Here is a 21,951-nt window from a genome sequence, read left to right on the forward strand (position 1 = left end):
GACCGCCGGACAGCCGATCCCCACTCCCAGGAGGTTATGCGTCATGAGCGCGACCCGAGCCGCACCCCGTGCACGGTCCCTGACCGCCCTGCTCGCCTCACTCGTCTGCACCGTCGCCCTGGGCACGGCGGCCGCGGTGTCCGTGAGCGGCGCGGGGCCGGCGACGGCAGCCGAGCAGCCCCCGCTCTCGCCGTTCGCGGTGGCGGGGCGCGGAGCGCCGGTGCCGTTCACCGAGCTGGAAGCGGAGACCGCAGCGACCAGCGGTTCACTGATCGGACCCGACCGCACCTACACCTCCCTTCCCGCCGAGGCGTCGGGCCGGCGTGCCGTGCGCCTCGACGCGCCGGGGGAGTACGTGGAGTTCACCCTCACCGAGCCGGCCAACGCGATGACCGTGCGCTACGCCCTGCCGGACAATGCGGCGGGGACCGGCATCACGGCACCGGTGGCGCTCAGCCTGGACGGGACCAAGCTCAAAGACTTGGATTTCACGTCCAAATACGGCTGGTTCTACGGCAGTTATCCGTTCACCAACACCCCGGGAGAGAAGCCGCACCACTTCTACGACGAGACCAGAGCGCTCTTCGGCAGAACACTGGCCGCCGGGGCGAAGGTCCGCATCACCCTTCCGTCGACGGGCGCGACGCCGTGGGCGGTCGTGGACCTCGCCGACTTCGAGAAGGTCCCGGATCCGGTGGCCCGTCCGTCCGGGTCGCTCTCCGTGGCCGACTACGGTGCCGACGCCGGGGGAGCGGCGGACTCGACCGCGGCATTCCAGCGGGCCGTCGACGCGGGCGCGGCCCAGGGCAAAGAGGTGTGGATCCCGCAGGGCACCTTCAAGCTGACCGACCATGTGGTCGTGGACCGGGTGATACTGCGCGGGGCCGGTCCCTGGTACAGCGTGCTCACCGGCCGCCACCCCACCGACCGGAACCGCGCCGCGGGCATCTACGGCAAATACGTCGCCGGTGGCGGCTACAACGGGGGCATCCGCCCGCACGAGGCGGGCGGACCGAGCCGGAACGTCACGCTCAAGGACTTCGCGATCATCGGTGACATCGCCGAGCGCGTCGACGAGGACCAGGTCAACGCGATCGGCGGCGCGATGAGCGACTCCGTCGTCGACAACGTCTGGATGCAGCACACCAAGGTCGGGGCGTGGATGGACGGCCCGATGGACAACTTCCACATCCGCAACAGCCGCATCCTGGACCAGACCGCGGACGGGGTGAACTTCCACTGGGGCGTCACGAACTCCTCCGTGGAGAACACCTTCCTGCGCAATCTCGGTGACGACGGGCTCGCGATGTGGTCCGACACCAAGGCCAACGCCGGTAACTCCTTCAGGGGGAACACCGTCGTGGCTCCCATTCTCGCCAATCACATCGCCGTCTACGGCGGCAAGGACATCTCCGTCACGGACAACGTCCTCGCCGAGAGCCTGACCAACGGCGGGGCCATCCACGTGGGCAACCGCTTCCCCGGTGTCTCGCCCGGACAGGGCACCGACGTCCAGGGAACGTTCACCCTGGCCCGCAACACCACCATCCGCGCGGGCAACACCGACTACGGCTGGCCGTTCCCGATCGGCGCGATCTGGTTCGACGCCCGCAACAGCCCCATCGACAAGGCCACGATCAACGTCACCGACACGGACATCCTGGACAGCTCCTACGCCGCCGTCCATTTCGTCTCCGGTACGACCAAGAACGTCCACTTCTCCGACATCAACATCGACGGAACGGGTACCTTCGCCCTGCAGTTCAACGACCCGGCGCAGGTCTCCTTCACGAACGTCAAGGCGAAGAACATCGGATTCACCGAGCCGCTCTACAGCTGCCTCGGCTCCTCGCTCGTCCTGACGCAGGGCACCGGCAACTCGGGCTGGAACGAGAAACTGCCGACGACCTATTGCGGACCGTGGCCCGCCGCGAACTACGACCACGGCACCGGCCCTGGGCCCACGCCCACACCCACGCCGACGCCGACCGACCCGGACCCGAATGCCAACCTCGCCAGGACGCGCCCCGTCACCGCCACCGGTCATGCCGATGTCTACACCCCGGCCAGGGCCGTCGACGGTGAGGTGAACTCCTACTGGGAGAGCACGAACCGGGCCTTCCCGCAGTCACTGACGGTGGACCTGGGGGCGACGGTCCGGACAGGCCGGCTCGTGCTCCGACTGCCGCCGGCCGCGGCCTGGCAGGCCCGTACCCAGACCCTCGCCGTCCTGGGCAGCACCGACGGCTCCGCCTTCACCACGCTGGTCGCCGGGCGGGACTACCGCTTCGACCCGGCCACCGGCAACACCGTGACCGTGGAGCTGCCGCCGGGGACCAGCACCCGGCACCTGCGGGTCACCGCCACCGCCAACACCGGCTGGCCCGCGGCCCAGATCGGCGAACTGGAGGTCTACCGCTCCTGATCCGCTCCATCGGAGCACCGCCCGCCCACGTGCCCGGCGAGGGTCCTCACTCGAACGTGGCCGCCGTCTCCTTGAGCGCGGCGGCCACCGCCTCCGGGGAGTCGGGCCCGGGTTCCCCCGGGCGGTAGGTCACCGGCCTCAGCCGGCCGCGGTGCCGGAAGGAGAGGTGGCGTTCGTACAGCGGCCAGGAGACCGGGGACTTGCGGTCGACCCCGACACTGATGCCCTGGAACGGGGCCATGCCGATGAGCTGGTGGACGCTCGGCGGGGCGGTCCGCACCTCGCCGTCGACGCTCACCGTGAACCTCCAGCGCAGCCCCCGCTCGGCCGCCGCGGCGAGCGCGACGACGTGTTCTCCGCGCGTCAGGGGCCCGGCGTCACTCCCGCGGAGCACGCCGTACTCGTTGCAGGCGAAGTGGAGCCGGCCGTCCTCCACGTACAGGCTGTAGCCGCCGCCCTGGTCGCCGTGGGAGACCAGCACCCCCTCCCCGGCCTCGTCGAGGACGACGGAGATCTCGAAGGACCGCAGCGCGTTCGGGCGGAAGGAGCGGTGGCGCTCCAGCTCCGGGGTGCCGGGCAGCAGGGTCAGCGGGCGTGACAGCCGCCGCTCGGCCGGGTCGCGGCGGGCGCGCGCCACTGCCGTCGGGCAGCGGAAAGACCCCGTTGCGCCGAGCCGCCTCCTCCCAGGCGGACGCCAACTCCGCCACCACGGACGGACGTTCGGCAGCCAGATCGTGGATCTCGATCGGGTCGGTCCCGAGGTCGCACAGCGCCCACTCCGTGCGGTACGCACCTCCCGGTGGAAGTACGCGGTGGAGGCACCGGGGGCGGACGCCTGGAACGACCGGGAGGCGGACCGCTATACGGAGAGTGAACTGTAAGACCTGGCAGCCGATCCGTACGAGCTGGACAACCTCGCCGGGCTCACCTCGCACCGTGCGGTCGCCGACGAGTTGCGCCAGGAACTGCTGGAGTGGCTGGAGCGGGTCGAGCACGCGGAACCCGAGATCGAACGGGCGGCCCGCGCCCGGCCGGACAACGCCGCGCGGAGTCGTTCCCGACCCAAGTGCCTTGGAAGGGCGTGGCGTTCGGCCACCGGACCGCAGACCCACCGGCGCGGGGTGCCCGCGGCCGGGTGACGGGCCGTCGGTAGCCTCGCGTGGCGGTCGGCCGAACCGTTCCGGCCGCCGAATCGCTCCGGCTGCCGAACTGTTCCGGCCGTCGGACCATTTCGGACGCTGGACCTTTCCGGCCGCTCGACCGCGATGAGTACGGGGCCGATACCCCGATGGAGCGCAAGATGAGTGACGTTCCGCCCGCCTGGGCCGCCATCAGCGACTATCTGGCGGTGCACGCACCCGCCTCGCACGCCACTCTGCGGCCGGGCGCGTCGCCGGTCGATGTCCTTTGTACCGAGGGCGAGTTGGGGATGGACCTGCCCGCCGCCCTGGTGACGCCCCTGAGGGGGTGCGACGGAACGGTCGACGCCTCGGCCCGTGATCGCGACCCCGACGAGTACGACCCCGGCCTGTTCCTCGCCCAGCACCATCTGCTGCCGCTCCAGGAGATCGTGGATGTCCGGGGCCACGAAGGGAAAACCGATCAGTTCTGGGACGCCTGGGTTCCTTTCGCCGTCACCGGCTATTCCCTCTCCCCGTGGGGCGGCCTGGCGGTCGACGCCGGAGGCCGGCTCGCCGCCTTCGACCTGGCCGACGGTGAGCCGCCGTCGAAGCCGCTCGCCTCCCCGGGGTACGGATCCCTCGGCGAGTTCCTGGACGCGCTGGCCGAAGCCCTCACCCGAGGCACCGGCCCGTTGCTGACCGGGGTCGTTCCCGGTCTTCACCGGGGCGCGCTGGTGTGGGGGCCGTTGCCGGGCGAGGGCGCCCCATGGAAGCCCGCCCACCCGCAGAACGGCTGAGCCTGCCGCAGGAGGGCCGGGCCGCCCGAGCCGGGCGCGTTCCGATCACGGCGAAGGCCGTCCGGCAAGGTCTCCGCGCAGGTGAGGGCGCGTCAGGGATCCGTAAGCGGCGTATGGAACACGTCAGTGCCGCTTCTCCTCCGCAGGTGGGCCGAAGCAAGATCAGTCCCGGCCTCGGAACCGGGGCCGATCGAACACCTGGCCGCGGCGAAACCGTGGCCGGGGAAAGGAGTGGTCATGTCGTCTTTCCAGGTCGCGGAGCCGTCGAAGCGTACGGAGATCTCCAAGCGCGCGGCGCTGAGCGTGGCGGCGCTCGCCGTTGCCGGAGGTGCGTTCTTCGCGCCGTCCGTCGGGCACGCCGCCGCACCCCCGGCGTCGGACCAGAAGATCGAGGCCGGCTGCGGGGACTGCTACCCCGACGTCATCTGATCGCCTGACCGACGCGCACACGAGCGCACGCACGCATGACCGGGACCCGCCGATGTCCGCATCGGCGGGTCCCTTCGAGGAAGGACCGACCGATGGACTGGCTGGAGCGGTGTGTACCGGACGTGGAACAGCTCCTGGGCTCGTACTGGCGAAGTAAGCCTGTGCTCATGCGGCCGCGGAACCCGCCGTTGGAGGTGCTGACACGCACGGACGTGGATGCCCTCCTCGACGGCGGGCTGCTGCGCGTTCCGTACGTCGGCCTCTACACCGCACAGGGCGGCATCGCCGACGAGCTCTTCTGCCCGGCGCGCGTGATCACCGGGCATCCTGCCGAGGGTTACGTCGATGCGGCGGCGGTGCGCCGGCTCATCCGTGAGGAGCGGGCGACGCTGCAGTTCCGCTACGTCGACCAATGGCATCCCCCGGTGCGTGAGCTCACCGACGGCATAGCCGAGCGGCTCGGCCGGCTCGTCGAGGCGTTCTACTTCCTGAGCCTTCCCGGCCGCCGGGGTCCGGTGCACCGGGACGACGGGGACCTGCTGGCCATCCAGCTCAGCGGTGCCAAGCACTGGCAGGTGTACGCGGGGCCGGGCGACGGCGACTGGGCGCCGGTCCGTGCGGAGAATCCGGGAGAGCCCCTGCTGGACACGGTCCTTCAGGCGGGCGAAGTGCTGTATGTGCCGAGGGGATTCGCGCACACCGCCGCGGCCGTGGGCGACGAGTCGTCGGCTCATCTGACGGTGGTCATCAGGGAAGCCGGTGCGGAACATCTGCGCGGAGCTCTGCTGGCACAGCTCGTGGACGGACTCTCGCTGCCGGGCCGTCCACTGGACGACGACGCCCTGCTGCACTCCGCCGCCGGACTCCTGGACCATCTGCGCGCACGGCTCGACGCGGTGACTCCGCAGGATGTCATCGGCCGGGCACGGCCGTGTGCGTACAGCAACCGCCAGACCGTCTGATCAGGCCGACGGCATGGAACATGAAGAGGCAACGATGGACTGGCTCGCACGATATGTGGACGACGAGCAGGCATTTCACCACACGCTGTGGCGCCGCACACCCGCCGTACTGCGCCCCCGTACACCCCCGCCGGACGTGCTGACGGTCGCCGAGCTGGACCGGATCCTGGACGCGGGACTCCTCACCACCCCTTATGCGACGCTCGTGCACAAGGACGGCCCCGTACCGCAGGAGCGTTACTGTTCCCCTCGCGTCATCCTGGGCGGGATCGACGACCGCTACCTGGACGCGGGGGCCGTACGCCGACTGGTCGGCGAGGAGGGCGCGACGCTCCTTCTGCGGTACGTCGACCAGTGGCACGCGGGCGTACGGGAGCTGACCGACGGCCTCGCGGAGCGATTCCGACGCCAGGTGGAGGCATTCTTCTTCCTCACCCCGCCGGGAACGCAGGGCCGTCCGGTGCACCGCGACGACGCCGACGTGCTGGCCGTGCAGATCCACGGTTCGAAGCGGTGGCGGGTGTATCCGGGACCGCCCGACGGGAACTGGCAGCCCGAGCGGGTGGACGGCGACCCGGGCGAACCGCTGCTGGACGTGGTTCTGCGGCAGGGCGAAGTCCTCTACGTACCACGCGGGTTCGCGCATATGGCCGAGACCACCGGGGAGAGCGCCTCGGCCCACCTCTCGCTCACGGTCCGCGAGGCCGGTTCCGCCCACCTGTACGCCGTTCTCGAAGCACTCCTGCTGGACGGCGACGGACTGCCCGCCCGCCCCAACGACGACGCGGCACTGTCCGGGGCCGCGAGCGACCTCATCGCGCATTTCCACCGCACGCTCACCGACCTCACGCCGGAGGAACTGGTCCGTCTGGCCCGTGGCGCGATGCGCGGCGAACAGCGCACCGCCAACGGTTCCTTGAGCGCACTTCTGGGCTGACCCGGTCATGAGCCCATGAGCCCATGAGCCCATGAGCCCATGAGCCCATGAGAGCTCATGAGCGCGAGGCAGGAGCGCGGTTCGTCCGCGCCCTGCCGGTCCGGTCCGAGCGCGTCCGGGGCCGGAATCTCACGCGGGCTGTGGTGTGAGACGGCGCAGGCCCCTGCGGTCGTAGTAGTGGGTCATGGCGAATCCGAACGCCAGGGCGAGGACGACGCCGACGGCGATCATGGTCCAGCCGCGGGCCAGACCCGCGTCGGCGCGGGCGTCGAAGTAGAGGAGGGACCGTACCCCGGAGCTGAGTTGGTGCATCGGCTCGAAGGTGGCCAGGAAGCGGTAGAAGCCGGGGGTGGCCTCCAGGGGGACGGTGGCGCCGGAGGAGGGGAGGGCCAGCGCGATGAAGACGAACATCGAGACGAGCTGTCCGATACCGCCGAAGGCGGCGTTGATGGCCTGGACACCCAGGCCGACGGCCACCGTCGCGCAGTAGGAGAAGATCCACAGCATCGGCAGGTGCGTGGCGTCCATGCCCAGGATCGAGACCGTCGCCACCATGACGAGCGTGGTGGTCAGCACGGAGATACCCGCTGACATCAGCATTTTCAGCAGCAGCGTCTGGGTGCGGCTGATGGGGACGGTCGGCCGGCGGGCGTGCCAGGGGCCGATCTCGCTGTCGGCGTAGCCGAGCGCGGTGTCGACGCCGCTGTTGACGAGGTTTCCTCCGATGAAGCCGCTCAGGACGAGCAGCAGGGTGTAGTAGAAGGCGGTCAGCCCCAGGCCGCTGTGCCGGCCGATCGGATGGCCGACCCGGGTGGTGACGGTCACGGGGTCGGTCAGAAGCAGACGCGTGGTGGGGACGGCGGTGGAGGCCGTGAGTCGCTTGCCGAGCTCCAGTGAAGCCCGGTGGGCCGCCGTCTGGTTGATCTGGGCCGCGAGTGAGGAGCCGAGACTGCCGATGCCGGGGTTGGTCAGCACGGTGAGCGTCGGCCGGACTGTCGCCCGGCTCGTGGTCAGGGCGCCGACGGATGTGGTGAAGCCGTCCGGAATGATCAACGCGCCGAAGACTTTGGCGGAGGCCAGCTCGTCCTCGGCCGCCGCGAGGCCGAGCCGTCGCCACTCCACGGTGTCCGAGGGACCGGCCGAGCTGATCGAGGCGGCGAGCTGCTTCCCCAGGTTCTGCCGCTGTCCGGGCAGCGGGTGGCCTTGGTCCTCGTCGACGAGGGCGATGGGCAGCTTGCGCAATGAGTCGCTCGGGTTGAGGATGCCGCCCATGTAGAGGAGCGACAGCACCAGCGCGACCAGCGCGCCGAGGACGGTCGGTACGAGCCACAGCTTGGCGTGCCGGACGAGGGTGCCGGCACGGGCCTGTGGGGCCGTGGCGTCCGGGGGGATCGCAGAGGCCATGGTTCTCCGTGGATGCTGGTGCGGGCATGGTGAGGCGGCGGTCCGGAAGCCCGTGAGGGCGGTGCTCCCGTCCCGTTCCGCGCACGCCCATCGTCGGCGGACGGAGTTCACAAATTGCGCATTGCCAGCAATATCCATCCGGCGGGCGCGTCGTCATGACGTGTCGCCCGGTCCGGCTGCGTCGCGGTGGCGGCATCTGCGGCGTCACGCCGACGCCGCCGCGTGAGGCCGACGCCGCCGCGTGAGGCCGACGCCGCCGCGTGAGGCCGACGCCGCCGCGTCAGGCCAGCGACGCTGCGTGGGCGGGGTCGATGGCGTACTGGAGAGGCTGGTCCTGGGTGAAGCGGCGGAGTTCGTCGAGCACGAGCTCTCCGAGGCGGTGGCGTTCGGCCCCGAGGGCGCCGCCGAGATGGGGGGTCAGGACGACGTTGGGAAGGGTGAAGAGCGGCGAGTCGTCGGCCGGTGGCTCCGGATGCGTCACATCGAGTACGGCGGTGAGGTCGGGCCTCGCACGCAGGACACCGGCCGCGGCGCTCTCGTCGATGAGCGCGCCGCGCGCGGTGTTGATCAGCGTGGCGCCCGGCCCCAGGGAGTTCAGCAGCCGGGTCCCGATGATGCCGTGGGTCTCGGGCAGGAGCGGTGCGTGGAGACTGACGACATGGCAGGTGGCGAAGAGTTCCTCGATGCCGACGAGCCGGACGCCCGCCCGCAGGGCCGTGTCCGCGGAGGCGACGGGGTCCGTGGCGAGGATCTCGATGTCGAAGCGGCCGAGGTGGGCGGCGACGAGGCGGCCGATGTGCCCGAGCCCCAGCAGGCCCACGCGTGAGCGGTAGGCGCCCGGGACCTGGGGATTGTGCGGGAAGCGACGGCTGCTCGCCACGTCGCGGGTGATGCGGTGCACCTGCTTCAGCCCGAGAAGGACTTGGGCCAGGGTGAACTCCGCCACCGGAATGGCGTTGGCCGCGGCCGCGGAGACGATCGGGATGCCGCGTGCCCAGAACGCGGGCGTGGTCAGGTGCCGTACCGAGCCCGCCGCGACGAGGACGGCCCGCAGCCGAGGGGCGTGCGACAGGAAGGCGGCGTCGAGGACGGGCGCGCCCCAGCCCGTGAGCAGCACGTCGATCCCTCGCAGCACATCGGGATCCTCGTCGAGTTGCCGCCGCGTGAGGGGCGGTCCCTGCCGGTCCACGAGCCGGTCGATCCCGGCCAGAACTTCGCGGGGGTAGACGTCCGCCCTGCGTTCTTCCTCCATGACCAACAGTGCTGTCGGCCTGGCTGCCGGCTCGTTCATACGGATTGCGCTCCTCAGCACCTCAGTTGATGATTCGTCAGCATCACGACGCCCAGCCCTGGTTGGGCGTGTGGGGAAATGTCTGACCGGATGTCGCGGATTGGCGTGGCTTGTTCGACATCATGGTCGGCGTGCCTGCAGCACGATACATCGGATGACTGGAAAAGCCCCTAGACGGTTCCCGGTTGCCTTGTGCTCGTGGGGCCCCGGCCGCTTTCGTGCCCGTACGTGAGGGTGCGGAGTCGGGTGGTCCGTGTCCTGAGTGGCAGGTCTGCCGGTCCGTCAGGCGATATCTGGGGGCTGGCATTCCTCTTGTGGAGGCGTTGCGTCGCAGGGGTGACATGCGGGGGTGTGTCAGCCGCGTGTTCGACGGGCTGTCGCGAGATTTTTGTATTCATCGGACTATTGACCGCAGATTCCGACCCCGTTAGCGTCCCCAGCAAGCGCTTTCCAGGCCAGCTGTGATGCGGCGAAACAGGAGTTGTCATGCAGAGATCGCACTGGGTCGGTGCGGGGTTCCTCGCCTCGGCGCTGGTCCTCACCAGCTGTACATCAGGGCCTGCGGGAGTGGACGCCAAGCAGGACTCCAAGGCACCGCTCGAACTATGGACCAGGACGACACCGGGCGGACCGGGGGAGAAGGGCACGCTCAAGCTCGCTGCCGCGTTCGAGAAGGCCACGGGCTTCAAGGTCAAGGTCACGGCGATCTTCGACGACTTCGAGACCAAGCTGCAGCAGCGGGCCGCGCAGAAGAACCTGCCCGACATCGTCATGAACGATGTGACGCAGCTCGGTGCCATGCACAGCCAGGGCCTGCTCCGCGAGATCGACCTCGGCAAGATCAAGAGCGCCGAACAGATCATCGGCCAGGGGCTGGACTCCGGCAAGAGCGTGGACGGCAAGCAGTTCGGCCTGCCGTACTCGGCACAGGCGTCCGCGTTGCTCATCCGCAAGGACTGGCGGGAGAAGCTGAAGCTGGAAGTCCCGCGGAGCTGGGACGACTTCGCGGCGATGGCCTCCGCCTTCACCACCAAGGACCCGGACGGTGACGGCAAGAACAACACCTCCGGCCTCGCCGCGCCGCTGTCCACCAAGCGCGGATACGCCTCCTGGTACTTCTCCAACTTCCTCTGGGCCGCGGGCGGCGACTTCATCACGGAAGCCGGGAAGGGCACGTACAAGCCCGCGATGAGCACGAAGGAATCGGTGGCGGCCGCACAGTGGTTCCGTGATCTCGGCTGCAAGGACAAGGTCATCCAGCCCGGTGCCGTGACCATGGAAACCCCGCCCACGAACGAGACGTTCGAGGCGGGCCGGACCGGCATGTTCGTCGTCGGCCCCTACCTGCTGCCCCGCTTCGACGAGACACTCGGCAAGGACAAGTACGAGGTCGTGCCGATGCCCAAGGGGCCCAAGGACGCGACCGTGCTCGCCGAGGGTGCCTCCGTCTATCTGATGGCGGGCTCCGAGAACATGGCGGGCCAGGACTCCTTCGCCGACTTCGCCCTCTCCGCCGATGGGCAGAAGATCGGGATGGAGGGCGACACCGGCTTCACCGTGCAACTGCCCGTCAACAAGACGGTGGACGTCTCCGAGGTCCGCCCCGACCCCCGCTGGAAGACGTACGCCGACGTGTACCAGAACTCCGGCCGGTACGCCCCGTCCATCCCCAACTGGACCCCGGTGCGGCAGACGACCGCGGAGACCGTCAACGCGTTGATGGCCGACTGCGACCTGGACATCGGGACGAAGCTGGCGGAGCTCGACAAGCAGCTCGCCGACATCCTCAAGGAGCAGGGAATCGCCGCGTCATGAGCCTTGACCAGGCGGATCCGGCCGCCGCCCTCCCGGCGGCCGGCCCCGCCGCCCGGAAAACGGGCCGCAAGGACGGCGGGGCCCCCGCGGACCGCCGCGGGAACAACCGCCGGGCGGGCCGATGGTGGACGCCGTGGCTGTTCCTGGCCCCCGCACTCCTCCTCTTCCTGTACTTCAAGTTCATCCCCATGGCCAACGCGCTGACCATGTCCTTCCAGGAGGTCCAGCCCTACCTCGGAAACAAATGGGTCGGCACCGAGAACTACTCCACGGTGCTCCACTCCGAAGGATTCCGCGAAGCCGCGTGGCACACCGTCGTCCTCGCCGCCGGGCAGACAGCCGGCTCGATGGCGCTCGGCCTCGCGCTCGCCCTGCTGATGGAAGGGCAGGGCCGCCGGCTGGGATTCGTGCGCTCCGCGGCGTTCCTGCCGGTGGTGGTGCCGATCGCGGTCGTCGCCGAACTGTGGCGGATCATGTACCACCCGACCGAGGACGGCATGCTCAACGGCATCCTCGGCATGGTGGGGCTCGGCCCCTCGGGATTCATCAACGACCCCGACACCTCGATGGCCTCGATCATGCTCACCGGCATCTGGCGGGGCGCCCCCTACGACATGATGATCATCCTCGCCGGGCTGACCAGCGTGGACCGCGGTCTGTACGAGGCCGCGAAGGTCGACGGTGCCTCCAGGACGCAGCGGGTGTGGCATGTGACGGTGCCTGGACTGCGGTCGGTGTTCTCGATCCTGTTCATCCTCGCCGCGATCCGCGGACTGCGGGTGTTCACCGAGGTGTTCCTGCTCACCAACGGCGGGCCCGACGGCTCCACCGAGGTCGTGATGACCCTGATCTACAAGCTCGGGCTGGAGCAGAACCGACTCGGCGTCGGCGCGGCGGGAGCCGTCCTGCTGTTCATCGCGACGCTGATCCTGACCATCGTCGTCCATCTGTTGCGACGCAGGGAGAGCAAATGAGTGCGCCGACCGAGACCGCGCTGGGGCTGACCGAGAGCAGGAGCACGGGCGGGCGGATCCTCAAAGCCGTCACCTACCTGCTGGTCCTGATCGTCTTCGCCGGGCCCCTGCTGGCCCTGCTGGTCAGTGCCTTCAGCCACGTCAAGGACCCGACGGAACTGAGCGTCATCCCCTCGGGCGCCACGCTGGACAACTTCAGGATCGCCTTCGACCAGGGGGTGCTCGGGTACCTGCTGAATTCGTTCTTCGTGGTCGGCTTCGGGCTGCTGCTCCAGGTGGCGGTCTCCGTCCTGGCCGGCTACGCGCTGGCCAGGAAGGTCTTCCCCGGGATGACGCTGGCGCTCGTCGCGATCCTGGCGACGCTGATGCTGCCCGAGGAGATCCTGGCCCTCCCGCTGTCCCTGATCCTCGCCGACCTTCCGGTGGTCCACTTCAACCTCATCGGCACCCTCGCCGGAATGATCGTCCCGCTGGGCGCCTGGGGTTTCTCCATCCTGGTGATGACGGAGTTCATGAAGGACGTACCCCGGGAGCTCGAGGAGGCCGCCCGGATCGACGGCGCCGGAGACCTGCGCATCTTCGCCCAGATCATCATGCCGATGTGCAAGCCCGCGCTCGGCGTCATCGGAGTCTTCGGCTTCACCATGATCTGGGACCAGTACCTGCTGCCGCTCCTCGTCTCCACGGACTCCTCCTCCTACACGCTCCCGCTGGCCCTGCGAACCCTGCGGATCGACCCCGCCGTCACCCCCGGAGTGGTGATGGCCGCGTCCCTGCTGGCCCTGCTCCCCTCCGTGGTCGTCTTCCTGTTCTTCCAGCGGTCCTTCGTCCACGGTCTGACCTCCGGCGCCCTGAAGGGCTGACCCGGCACAGTCTCCTGACCTCGGGCCGCGAGCCCGCCGGCCGGACCCGCCGCTCTTCGCGACACCCCGCACCACCAGCCCCTCCGGTCGCGTCCGCCGGAGCGCCGACAGCGCCCCGAGCACGCCACCCGATGCCGACGACAAGGAGCGATACCCCCATGACCCCGAGCGCTGACACCCCCGCGGCGGAGTCGCCCGCGCCCGCCGCGACCCCGGTGCCCGCACCGGCCCCGGAGACGGCCTGGTTCACCCACGACCGGTTCGGCATGTTCGTCCATTGGGGCCTGTACTCCCTCGCCGCACGGCACGAGTGGGTGAAGAACCGGGAGAAGCTGACCGACGAGCAGTACCAGGTGTACTTCGACCACTTCGACCCCGACCGCTACGACCCGGTCCAGTGGGCCAGGGCGGCGAGAGCCGCGGGCATGCGGTACGTCGTCCTCACCACCAAGCACCACGACGGGTTCTGCCTGTGGGACAGCGCCCTCACCGAGTACAAGGCCACCAACACCCCGCACGGCCGCGACCTCGTCGGACCGTTCGTCGAGGCGTGCCGTGCCGAGGGGCTCAAGGTCGGCCTCTACTACTCCCTGATCGACTGGCACCACCCCTCCTTCCCCGTGGACGGCACCCATCCGCAGCGCGACGACGAGGAGTTCAAGGCCGCGACGGCCGACCGCGACATCCGCGACTACCGGCGCTACCTGCACGGCCAGGTCCGAGAGCTGCTGACGTCCTTCGGACGCATCGACTACCTGTTCTTCGACTTCTCGTACGCGGGCCGCACCTGGTGGGGCGGCAAGGGCCCGGACGACTGGGACTCCCCGAAGCTCATGGAGACGATCCGCGAACTCCAGCCGCACGTCCTCGTCAACGACAGGACGGGCATTCCCGGCGACTTCGTCACCCCCGAGCAGTACCAGCCCTCCGGTCCCATGACCGACGACGGGCGGCCCGTGCTGTGGGAGGCGTGCCAGACGCTCAACGGGAGCTGGGGCTACGACCGCGACAACCTCGACCACAAGAGCGCCGACCTGCTGATCCGCATGCTGGTCGACGGGGTGTCCAAGGACGGCAACCTGCTGCTCAACGTCGGCCCCACCGGCCGCGGCGACCTCGACCCGCGCGCCGTCGCCGTACTCGGGGAGATCGGCCGGTGGATGGACCTGCACGAGCGCTCGGTGCGCGGCTGCGGCCCGTCCCCGTACACCGCACCCTCCGAATGCCGGTACACCCAGCGCGGCGATCGGCTCTACGTCCACCTGTTCGCCTGGCCGTTGCGCCATCTGCACCTGCCGGGTCTCGCAGGCAGGGTGCGCTACGCCCAGCTGCTGAACGACGCGTCCGAGATCACCCAGGTCCACATCGCCCCGGACCGGCCCGCGGTCAACACCGAGATGGGCGGGCAGCCCGCGGGAACGCTCACTCTCCAGATCCCCGTCCAGCGCCCCGACACCCCCGTGCCCGTCATCGAACTGTTCCTGGACGAGCCGGCCGACCGGACCGACGGCTGACCCGGTGCGGGCCCCGATCCACCACCACACTCTCGGAGGCATCATGCAACGCCGCACGTTCCTCATGGGCACAGCGGCAGGGGCAGCGCTGGTCGCCGTCCCCACCGGCTCTCTCCTGACCGGCAGCGCCGCAGCCGCCACGGCCGTCGTCGGCTCGCTGGACGAACTCCAGGCCGCGATCGACCGAGCCCGACCGGGTGACCGGATCGTCCTGGCCGACGGCGGCTACACCGTTCCGTCGGACCGGCCCCTCACCGTCCGGAACAAGCGGGGCACCGCGCGCGCACCCATCACCATCGCCGCCCAGTCCCTCGGCGGCGTCGTCCTCGGCGGCGTACAGAGCTTCGTTCTCGACGCCTCCAGCCACATCACCCTCAGCGGCTTCTCCTTCCGTCAGAGCAGCACCCTGGAGATCCCCGAGAACTGCTCGCACATCAGGCTGACCCGCAACGACTTTCAGCTCGCCGACATCGAGGGCCTGCACTGGGTGATGGTGCGCGCCGACGACAGCGAGGTCGACCACAACCACTTCCACGGCAAGACCACGCTCGGCGTCTACCTCTGTGTGGAGGGCGCGGGTACGGAGGAGATGGCCCAGCGCGTCCATGTGTTCAGGAACTACTTCTCCGACCACAGCTTCGCCGGGTCCAACGGCGGTGAACCGATCCGGCTCGGTCTCAGCCCACGGGCGCTGTCCAGCGCCCACGCGGTCGTGGAGTACAACCTGTTCGAGCGCGCCAACGGCGACCCCGAGGCGATCTCCGTCAAGAGCTCGGACAACACCATCCGGTACAACACCGTCCGCGACAGCCTCGGCGGGATCGTCCTGCGGCACGGCAACCGCAGCAGGGTGGAGGGCAACCACCTCATCGGCGGCACGGACGGCCTTCGGATCTACGGCGACGACCATGTGATCGTCAACAACTACCTCGCCGGTCTGTCCGGGCGAGCCCTGGTGATCGGCAGCGGTTCCGCCCGCGACCACCTGCCCGGGGAGCCGGCCGACCAGCGCCGCGGCAACGACGCGCCCGACCGGGTCGTCATCGCCCACAACACCCTGGTGAACAACCACGGCATGCTCTCCGGCGAGAGCCAGCGCCCGCACGAACCGCGGGACGTGACCGTCGCCGACAATCTGCTCGTCGCGGACTCGGGCGAACTGGTCGCGATGGCGAACACCGTACGTTTCACCTGGTCGGGCAACATCCTGTGGGGTGCGGCATCCGACGGCAACATCCCGGCCGGCGGCTTCACCCGCGTCGACCCGAAGCTGAAGGCGGGCCAGGACGGCGTCGCCAGGCTGACCGCGGGCAGCCCGGCGATCGACGCGGCCACGCTCCGGCGGCGATACGTCACCCATGACATCGACGGGCAGCCGCGCGGGCGCGCCCGGGATGTGGGCGCGGACGAGTACGCACGCAGGCCGGCCAGGCGCGAGCCGCTGACCCCGGCCGACGTGGGCCCCCGGTCCCGCTGACCACATGTCCGCGGGGGACAGCCGGTCCGGTTCGCCGGCGGCTGTCCCCTCCGCCGATCGCAGCACGTCCAGTCGCGGGGGCTGCACGGAGCGGCCCGGCACCTTCTTGTCCCTACATGGAGGCATCATGCAACGACGCACGTTCCTCAGAGGCACCGCGGTGGCAGCGCTGGCCGCCGTGCCGCTCACCCACCTGGCATCGGCGGGCGCGGCGGAGGCCGCGGCGCCGGTCGCTTCCCTGGCCGCCCTCCAGACCGCGATCAACTCCGCCGCACCGGGCGACCGGATCGTTCTGGCGGACGGTACCTACACCGTCCCGTCGGGCGGCATCAGCGTTTCGGGCAGGAACGGCACCACCGACGCACCGATCACCATCGTCTCGGAAACCCGCGGCGGCGCGGTGCTCCAGGGCGAGCGCAGTTTCGTCTTCAGCAACTCCAGCAACATCACCGTCAGTGGCTTCGCCTTCCGCCAGAGCACCTCACTGGAGCTCCCGGCGAACTGTTCGCGCATCCGGCTGACCCGCAACGACTTCCGGTTCGCGGACATCGACGGGCTCTACTGGGTCGTCGTGCGGGCGGACGACGCGAAGATCGACCGGAATCACTTCCACGACAAGACCACCGCGGGCATCTTCATCGTGGTCGACGGCCCCGGCTCGACCGCCATGGCACAGCGCCTGCACATCTTCAGGAACCACTTCTCCGACCACAGCTTCGGCGGGGCCAACGGCGGCGAGCCGATCCGGCTCGGCGTCAGCGGCCGGGCGCTGTCCGGCGCCAACGCGGTCGTGGAGTACAACCTGTTCGAGCGGTGCAACGGTGATCCCGAGACCATCTCGGTGAAGTCCTCCGACAACATCATCCGGTACAACACCGTCCGCGACAGCGTCGGCGGAATCGTGCTGCGGCACGGCAACCGTTCCAGGGTGGAGGGCAACTACCTGCTCGGTGGCACGGACGGCCTGCGCCTCTACGGCAACGACCACCTCATCGTCAACAACTACCTCAGCGGGCTGTCGGGCCGGGCGCTGGTGGTCGGAAGCGGCACCACCCGCGACCACAACTCCGGTGAGACGACCGAGGAGCGGCGGGGCAACGACGCGTGCGACCGCGCGGTGATCGTGCACAACACGCTGCTCAACAACTCCGGCTCCCTGTCCGGCGAGACACGGGCGTTCGAGCCCCGGAACGTCGTCATCGCCGACAACCTGCTCGTCGGTGCCACCGGCAGCCTGGTCGCGATGGGGACGACCACCGCCTTCACCTGGCAGAGCAACATCCTGTGGGGTGCGGCGTCCAACGGCAACGCTCCTTCCGGCGGCTACACCCGCGTCGACCCGAAGCTGGTGGCAGGATCGGACGGCATCGCCCGGCTGTCGGCTGGCAGCCCGGCGATCGGCGCGGCCACCCTGGCCAGCCCGGCCGTGGCCGATGACATCGACGGCGACGCACGTGGCAGCGCCCGTGACATCGGCGCCGACGAATACGCGACGGTGCCCCCGGCCCGCCGCCCGCTCACGACCGCGGACGTGGGCCCGAACGCCGCGTGACCCGTCACCGGTGACGGGGCGCCGGCGATGCGGTCCGCCCGACAGGCCCGGGCGGACCGCATCGCCGTAGCCACCGATCGGCCCCGGGGAAGCACCGGGGAAGAGCAGCAGAGCAGCAGCAGAAGACCGACAGAAGAGCCGCCGCGAGGCGACCGCAGGGAGAAAGGGATGCCGTGATCAGGATGGGACTGTGCTCGGTCACCTTCCGGGGGCTGCCCGCCACCGACGTCGCACGCCGCGCCGCGCAGGCGGGACTTGAGGTGGTCGAGTGGGGGGCGGACGTGCACGCTCCTCCGGACGACCCCGGCGCGGTCCGCGCGGCTCGTGACGCGTCCGACCGGTACGGGCTCGCCTCCTGCTCGTACGGTTCGTACTTCCGCGCCACGCCGGGCGAGGCCGCCGAATTCCCGGCGATCGCCCGAGCCGCGGTGCTCCTGGGGGCGCCGCGGGTACGGGTCTGGGCGGGCGGAGCCGGCTCGTCGGCCGCCACGCCGCAGGAGCGCCGCGGGACCGTGGCCTGTCTGCGGGAGGCGGCCCGGATCGCCGCGGACCACGGCCTGGAGCTCGCGCTGGAGTTCCACTCGAAGACCCTCACCGACACCGTCGCCTCAACCGTCCGGCTGCTGGACGAAGTGGGCGCGGACAACCTCCGCACCTACTGGCAGCCACCCCTCGACGCTCCCGACGACGAGGCGCTGGCCGGGCTCGCGGAACTCGGCGACCGGGTCGGCGCAGTGCATGTCTTCTCGTGGTGGCCGGGCAACCGCCGGCTGCCGCTGGCGGACCGTGAGGACCTGTGGTCCGGGGTCTTCGACCTGCTGGAGCGGCGGCCCGCCCAGTGGGAAGCGCTCCTGGAGTTCGTGCCCGGCGACGATCCCGCCGTGCTGGCGCGCGAGGCCGCCACCTTGCGGCGCGCGGCGGCCCGATGAGCGGGCGCGCGGCGGGACCGATGAGCGGCGGCTCCCCTCCCTCCACCCCCGACGCCAGGACGGCAGACATGCACATCAGGCAGGACGACAGGCTTCTGTTCATCGGTGACTCCATCACCGACGCGGGCCGCGACCGCTCGGATTCCGCATCGCTCGGCGACGGCTACGTCCACGAGATCGCGCGGACGCTGCGCGCCCGGCAGAGCGCCGGACCCGGCCCCACCGTCATCAACAAGGGCCTCAACGGCAATCGCGTGTACGACCTCGAATCCCGCTGGGCCGCCGATGTCATCGGCCACCGGCCCACCGTGGTCACGGTCAAGATCGGTATCAATGACACCTGGCGGCGCTACGACCGGGGACTCCTCAGCCCGGTCGACGAGTTCGAAGCATGCCTCCAACGGCTCCTCGCCGACACCGCGCGGGAACTGTCCGCGCGACTGGTCGTCATCACTCCGTTTCTGCTTCCGGTCACCTCGGACCAGGAAGGCTGGTTCGAGGACCTGTCGCCCCGCACCGACGCCGTCCTTCGTGCCGCGCTGGCCGGCGGGGCCCAGGTGGTACGTGCCGACCTCGCCCTGCTCCGCGCAGCGGAGGAGAGGGAAGCGGCGGAGCTGGCCCCGGACGGGGTCCATCCGAGCCCTCTCGGCCACAGGCTCATCGCCGATGCCTGGCTGAGCGCGGTCGGCTTCGTCAGCTGAGACCCGCGAGGACCGCTCCGGCGCCCGCACGGGGGTCCGCGGTGGGCCTGTGGGTTTGCGTTGACCGGTGGGGCTGCGGCGACCTGTGGGTTGCATCGGAACCGAAGCCACCGGCTGAACGGCCGCGCGGCGTCAGTCCGTGAGATCCACTCGTACGGTCAGCAGGTCGGTACCGAAGCCACCGGCTGAACGGCCGCGCGGCGTCAGTCCGTGAGATCCACTCGTACGGTCAGCAGGTCGGTACCGAAGGCGCGGACCGCCGCGCTGTTGAAGCGGGGCAGCTCCCTCAGCCGGGCACGCGGGTCGTCGTGCGGGACCAGATGCGCGGTGCCGTTGTGCCAGCGCCCCTTGATCCGGACCCGGACCTGCGGGTGTGCCTGAATGTTGCGCACGTACTGGGACTTCTCCCCGAACTCCGAGACGAACCAGAACTCGTGCCCGGTCCGTCGGCCGCCGACCGGCGTACGCCGGGGCAGCCCGGAGGTGCGTCCCAGGGTCTCCACGATTGTCTGCCCCGGTGAACGCCGGGTGATGGGGTTGGCGACCCTGCGCTGGAACAGCGTCGTGGCCCGGAACCTGATCTCGCGGTAGCGCGACATCCGCGCGTCTCCCATCCGTTGCCGTACGCACCCGACGATGGCCCGGCGCCATCGGAGCACCCTACGGCGCCGTATGCCCCTGACATGATGTCCGTCATGGCGTGGCCCTCTTCCGCGTCCGATTCCCCCGTACCGATTCCCCCGTACCGACGACACGCCACCGCCAGGGGCGGGGACGATCGGGGCGGCGGCGGGTGGCCGGGGGCACACTGGGTGGCCCCGGTCCACGTACGAATGGAGTCTGCAGTGGCACTCACCCGCGAAGAGCGTGAACAGTTCCTTGCCGAGCCTCATATCGCCGCGCTGGCGGTGGCGGCCGGGGACGGGGACAGGGCGCCGCTCAGCGTACCCATCTGGTACCAGTACACGCCGGGCGGCGACCTCAGGATCCTGACGGGGCGCACCTCGCGCAAGGCCGAACTGATCGCGGCCGCGGGCCGGTTCACGATCCTGGTGGACCGGGTGGAGCCGACGATCCGCTACGTGTCCGTCGAGGGCCCCGTCGTCGAGACCCGTGCCGCGACGCGCGGTGACCTGGAAGAGGTCTCGGCGCGCTATCTCGCGGCGGACAAGGTCGCCGGCTATGTCGATTTCGCCTCGGAGAACCACGGCGAGCAGGTGGTGATCCGGATGCGGCCCCAGCGGTGGGTCAGTTCGGATCTCGGCCGGCTCTGACTCCGCGCCCGGGGCGCGCCGACCGGCGCACCGTGAAGGATGCCGCCACGTGCCCGGAGGCTTCGCGGCCCTCGTGAGCGCGCGGCGGCCCGTCCCCCTCGTCAGCCGACGAAGCGCACCTCCGGGTAGCGGGCGGACGGACCTTCGAGGATCCGGGCCGGCCGGTCGCGCAGATGGAGGTCGAAGAAGGCGCGCAGGAAGCGCCGCTGGATGTCGGTCGACCGCACGCTGTCCAGCGGGCCGATGAACTCGGCGACCTGCTCGTCGGTCGCCCCGAGGCGGGCGGCGGCCTGGGGCAGGAAGCTCTCGTAGTCCGTGTACGAGAAGTGCCGCGTCCCGGTCATGCGGAGCCGGCGACGCCAGCCCCGCAGATGGGGCCAGACCCTTACCCAGCTCGGGTCGGTGTCCGCGTCCTCGCTCATCAGGAGGAACGGCTTGCGCAGCCCCGAGTCCACCACGGGGCCGAAGAGGGAGCCGTCGAGGTCCACGCCCGCGCGAAGCGGCACCCCCGACGCCATTGCCGAGGCCGCCGTCGCGCCGCCGAGCGAGTGGCCGAACATCGCGAGCGCGGACAGGTCCAGGAGGTCGGCGAGACCGTGCGGGAGCGGCCCGGCGCCGGAGCGCCGGAACCGTACGATCCGGGACAGCTCCTCCACGACGAACCGGGTGTCGGCGACCCGCACGTCGACCGCTTTCAGGATGACCGGGTCGTCGTCACCCTCGCCGAGGGGCGGCATCGCGTAGGCCGCGACCCGGCCGCCGGGGAACTCGACCTGCCCGGCGTCGTAGGTGTGGTCGATCGTGACGACGACGTATCCATGGCTGACGAGGTCCTCGACCAGGGTCATGCTGGACGCGCGGTGCTGACCGTGTCCGTGCGAGAAGAGGATCACGGGGCGCCGGCCCGCGCGGGTGTCGGCCGGGGCGCCGGTACGGCCGTGGGTGACCGGAAGCGTGACGTAGCCGTCGAGCAGGACCCCCGTCTTCTGGAAGACCTTGGCGGCCTCCGCGGTCATCCACGGAGCCCTGGGGAGGTCCGGCCGGCTCGGGACGGCGGCTTCGCGGGCGGGGTACCAGAACTGGACCATCAGTTCCCGCACCGGCTGGTCGGCCACCCACGGATCGCGGCGGCTGCGGTCGCTGAGGTGCAGGGCCACGGTGCCGATGGGGTGGCGGCCGGTCGGCCGGGGCAGAACGAGCCGCACGGGCGGTTCGGTGCCGGTGGGCCGCGCGGCACCCGGTGCCCGTCCGGACGCGGCGGCGGGCGCGGCGGTCACGGCGAGACCGGTGGCCAGACCCGCGGCGAGGGCCGCGCCCGCGCTCACCACGTGCCTCCTGCTGAGCCGGTGCGGGGTCGGGGCCGGGCTCGACATGACGTCTCCTTGGCGTACGTGCGATGCGCGGTCACCGGGTGTGCCCGCTCCCTCGAACGCTAGGTGCCATCGGGCCCGTGACCCGTTGGGATCTCTCATGGCTTTCGCTGATA

General features: G+C 70.4%; 19 protein-coding genes and 1 pseudogene. 15 read left to right on the plus strand and 5 right to left on the minus strand.

Going from position 1 to position 21,951, the window contains the following annotated elements:
* Positions 1-43: 43 nt before the first annotated feature.
* Positions 44-2,425 (plus strand): discoidin domain-containing protein, encoded by a 2,382-nt coding sequence (locus tag OG413_RS27540; protein ID WP_266809740.1) that lies wholly within the window; start codon positions 44-46, stop codon positions 2,423-2,425.
* A gap of 46 nt (positions 2,426-2,471) precedes the next feature.
* On the opposite strand, the pseudogene OG413_RS27545 reads toward OG413_RS27540, so the two are convergent.
* Positions 2,472-3,207: pseudogene (locus tag OG413_RS27545) on the minus strand (arylsulfatase); the annotation flags it as partial.
* Between OG413_RS27545 and OG413_RS27550 the strand changes: the two are divergent.
* From OG413_RS27550 to OG413_RS27570, 5 genes are all read left to right on the plus strand, one after another.
* Entirely contained in the window at positions 3,160-3,306 is a 147-nt protein-coding gene (locus OG413_RS27550; RefSeq protein WP_266810420.1) for a hypothetical protein, read from the plus strand. The pseudogene OG413_RS27545 and the gene OG413_RS27550 overlap by 48 nt on opposite strands.
* A 419-nt stretch (positions 3,307-3,725) precedes the next feature.
* Positions 3,726-4,343, plus strand: coding sequence for a hypothetical protein (locus OG413_RS27555; protein ID WP_266809742.1), 618 nt, complete (start codon positions 3,726-3,728; stop codon positions 4,341-4,343).
* Between the two features lie 237 nt (positions 4,344-4,580).
* Positions 4,581-4,772 carry a hypothetical protein gene (locus OG413_RS27560; protein WP_266809744.1) on the plus strand — a complete coding sequence of 64 codons (192 nt, stop codon included), beginning with the start codon at positions 4,581-4,583 and terminating at the stop codon, positions 4,770-4,772.
* Positions 4,773-4,864: 92 nt separating this feature from the next.
* Entirely contained in the window at positions 4,865-5,734 is an 870-nt protein-coding gene (locus OG413_RS27565) for a cupin domain-containing protein (RefSeq protein ID WP_266809746.1), read from the plus strand.
* A 34-nt stretch (positions 5,735-5,768) separates the two neighbouring features.
* Positions 5,769-6,671 (plus strand): cupin domain-containing protein, encoded by a 903-nt coding sequence (locus tag OG413_RS27570; protein WP_266809748.1) that lies wholly within the window; start codon positions 5,769-5,771, stop codon positions 6,669-6,671.
* A 129-nt stretch (positions 6,672-6,800) separates the two neighbouring features.
* Here the strand turns inward: OG413_RS27570 and OG413_RS27575 are convergent, their stop codons facing one another.
* Positions 6,801-8,075, minus strand: coding sequence for a YhgE/Pip domain-containing protein (locus tag OG413_RS27575; RefSeq protein ID WP_266809750.1), 1,275 nt, complete (start codon positions 8,073-8,075; stop codon positions 6,801-6,803).
* 280 nt (positions 8,076-8,355) lie between these two features.
* On the minus strand, positions 8,356-9,366 hold the full coding sequence (locus OG413_RS27580) for a hydroxyacid dehydrogenase (RefSeq protein ID WP_266809752.1): 1,011 nt from the start codon (positions 9,364-9,366) through the stop codon (positions 8,356-8,358).
* Positions 9,367-9,852: 486 nt separating this feature from the next.
* On the opposite strand from OG413_RS27580, the gene OG413_RS27585 reads away from it, so the two are divergent.
* The 8 genes from OG413_RS27585 (at position 9,853) to OG413_RS27620 (ending at position 19,191) form a co-directional block, all read left to right on the plus strand.
* Positions 9,853-11,181, plus strand: a complete 1,329-nt coding sequence (locus tag OG413_RS27585) for a sugar ABC transporter substrate-binding protein (RefSeq protein WP_266809754.1) — start codon at positions 9,853-9,855, stop codon at positions 11,179-11,181.
* Positions 11,178-12,155, plus strand: coding sequence for a carbohydrate ABC transporter permease (locus tag OG413_RS27590; protein WP_266809756.1), 978 nt, complete (start codon positions 11,178-11,180; stop codon positions 12,153-12,155). Before OG413_RS27585 ends, OG413_RS27590 begins: the two co-directional genes overlap by 4 nt.
* Entirely contained in the window at positions 12,152-13,018 is an 867-nt protein-coding gene (locus OG413_RS27595; protein WP_266809758.1) for a carbohydrate ABC transporter permease, read from the plus strand. Before OG413_RS27590 ends, OG413_RS27595 begins: the two co-directional genes overlap by 4 nt.
* Before the next feature lie 158 nt (positions 13,019-13,176).
* On the plus strand, positions 13,177-14,532 hold the full coding sequence (locus tag OG413_RS27600) for an alpha-L-fucosidase (RefSeq protein WP_266809760.1): 1,356 nt from the start codon (positions 13,177-13,179) through the stop codon (positions 14,530-14,532).
* 43 nt (positions 14,533-14,575) lie between these two features.
* Positions 14,576-16,009, plus strand: coding sequence for a polysaccharide lyase 6 family protein (locus OG413_RS27605; protein WP_266809762.1), 1,434 nt, complete (start codon positions 14,576-14,578; stop codon positions 16,007-16,009).
* Between the two features lie 127 nt (positions 16,010-16,136).
* Complete coding sequence (locus OG413_RS27610) at positions 16,137-17,561, plus strand: polysaccharide lyase 6 family protein (protein WP_266809763.1); 1,425 nt, start codon at positions 16,137-16,139, stop codon at positions 17,559-17,561.
* A gap of 182 nt (positions 17,562-17,743) precedes the next feature.
* Positions 17,744-18,490, plus strand: coding sequence for a sugar phosphate isomerase/epimerase (locus OG413_RS27615; protein WP_266810398.1), 747 nt, complete (start codon positions 17,744-17,746; stop codon positions 18,488-18,490).
* Positions 18,491-18,558: 68 nt separating this feature from the next.
* Positions 18,559-19,191 carry a GDSL-type esterase/lipase family protein gene (locus OG413_RS27620; protein ID WP_266809765.1) on the plus strand — a complete coding sequence of 211 codons (633 nt, stop codon included), beginning with the start codon at positions 18,559-18,561 and terminating at the stop codon, positions 19,189-19,191.
* Between the two features lie 203 nt (positions 19,192-19,394).
* Here the strand turns inward: OG413_RS27620 and OG413_RS27625 are convergent, their stop codons facing one another.
* The gene (locus OG413_RS27625; protein WP_266809767.1) at positions 19,395-19,790 is read right to left on the minus strand and encodes a nitroreductase/quinone reductase family protein; all 396 of its coding nucleotides are present in this window, start codon (positions 19,788-19,790) and stop codon (positions 19,395-19,397) included.
* 246 nt (positions 19,791-20,036) lie between these two features.
* Here OG413_RS27625 and OG413_RS27630 point away from each other — a divergent pair, with 246 nt between their 5' ends.
* Positions 20,037-20,465 (plus strand): pyridoxamine 5'-phosphate oxidase family protein, encoded by a 429-nt coding sequence (locus OG413_RS27630; RefSeq protein WP_266809769.1) that lies wholly within the window; start codon positions 20,037-20,039, stop codon positions 20,463-20,465.
* 101 nt (positions 20,466-20,566) lie between these two features.
* Here OG413_RS27630 and OG413_RS27635 read toward each other — a convergent pair whose 3' ends face one another.
* Positions 20,567-21,838: a hypothetical protein gene (locus OG413_RS27635; RefSeq protein ID WP_266809771.1), complete on the minus strand. Its 1,272-nt coding sequence runs from the start codon at positions 21,836-21,838 to the stop codon at positions 20,567-20,569.
* Positions 21,839-21,951: the final 113 nt, after the last annotated feature.

The organism is Streptomyces sp. NBC_01433, from assembly GCF_026340105.1.
Classification (GTDB): Bacteria; Actinomycetota; Actinomycetes; order Streptomycetales; family Streptomycetaceae; genus Streptomyces.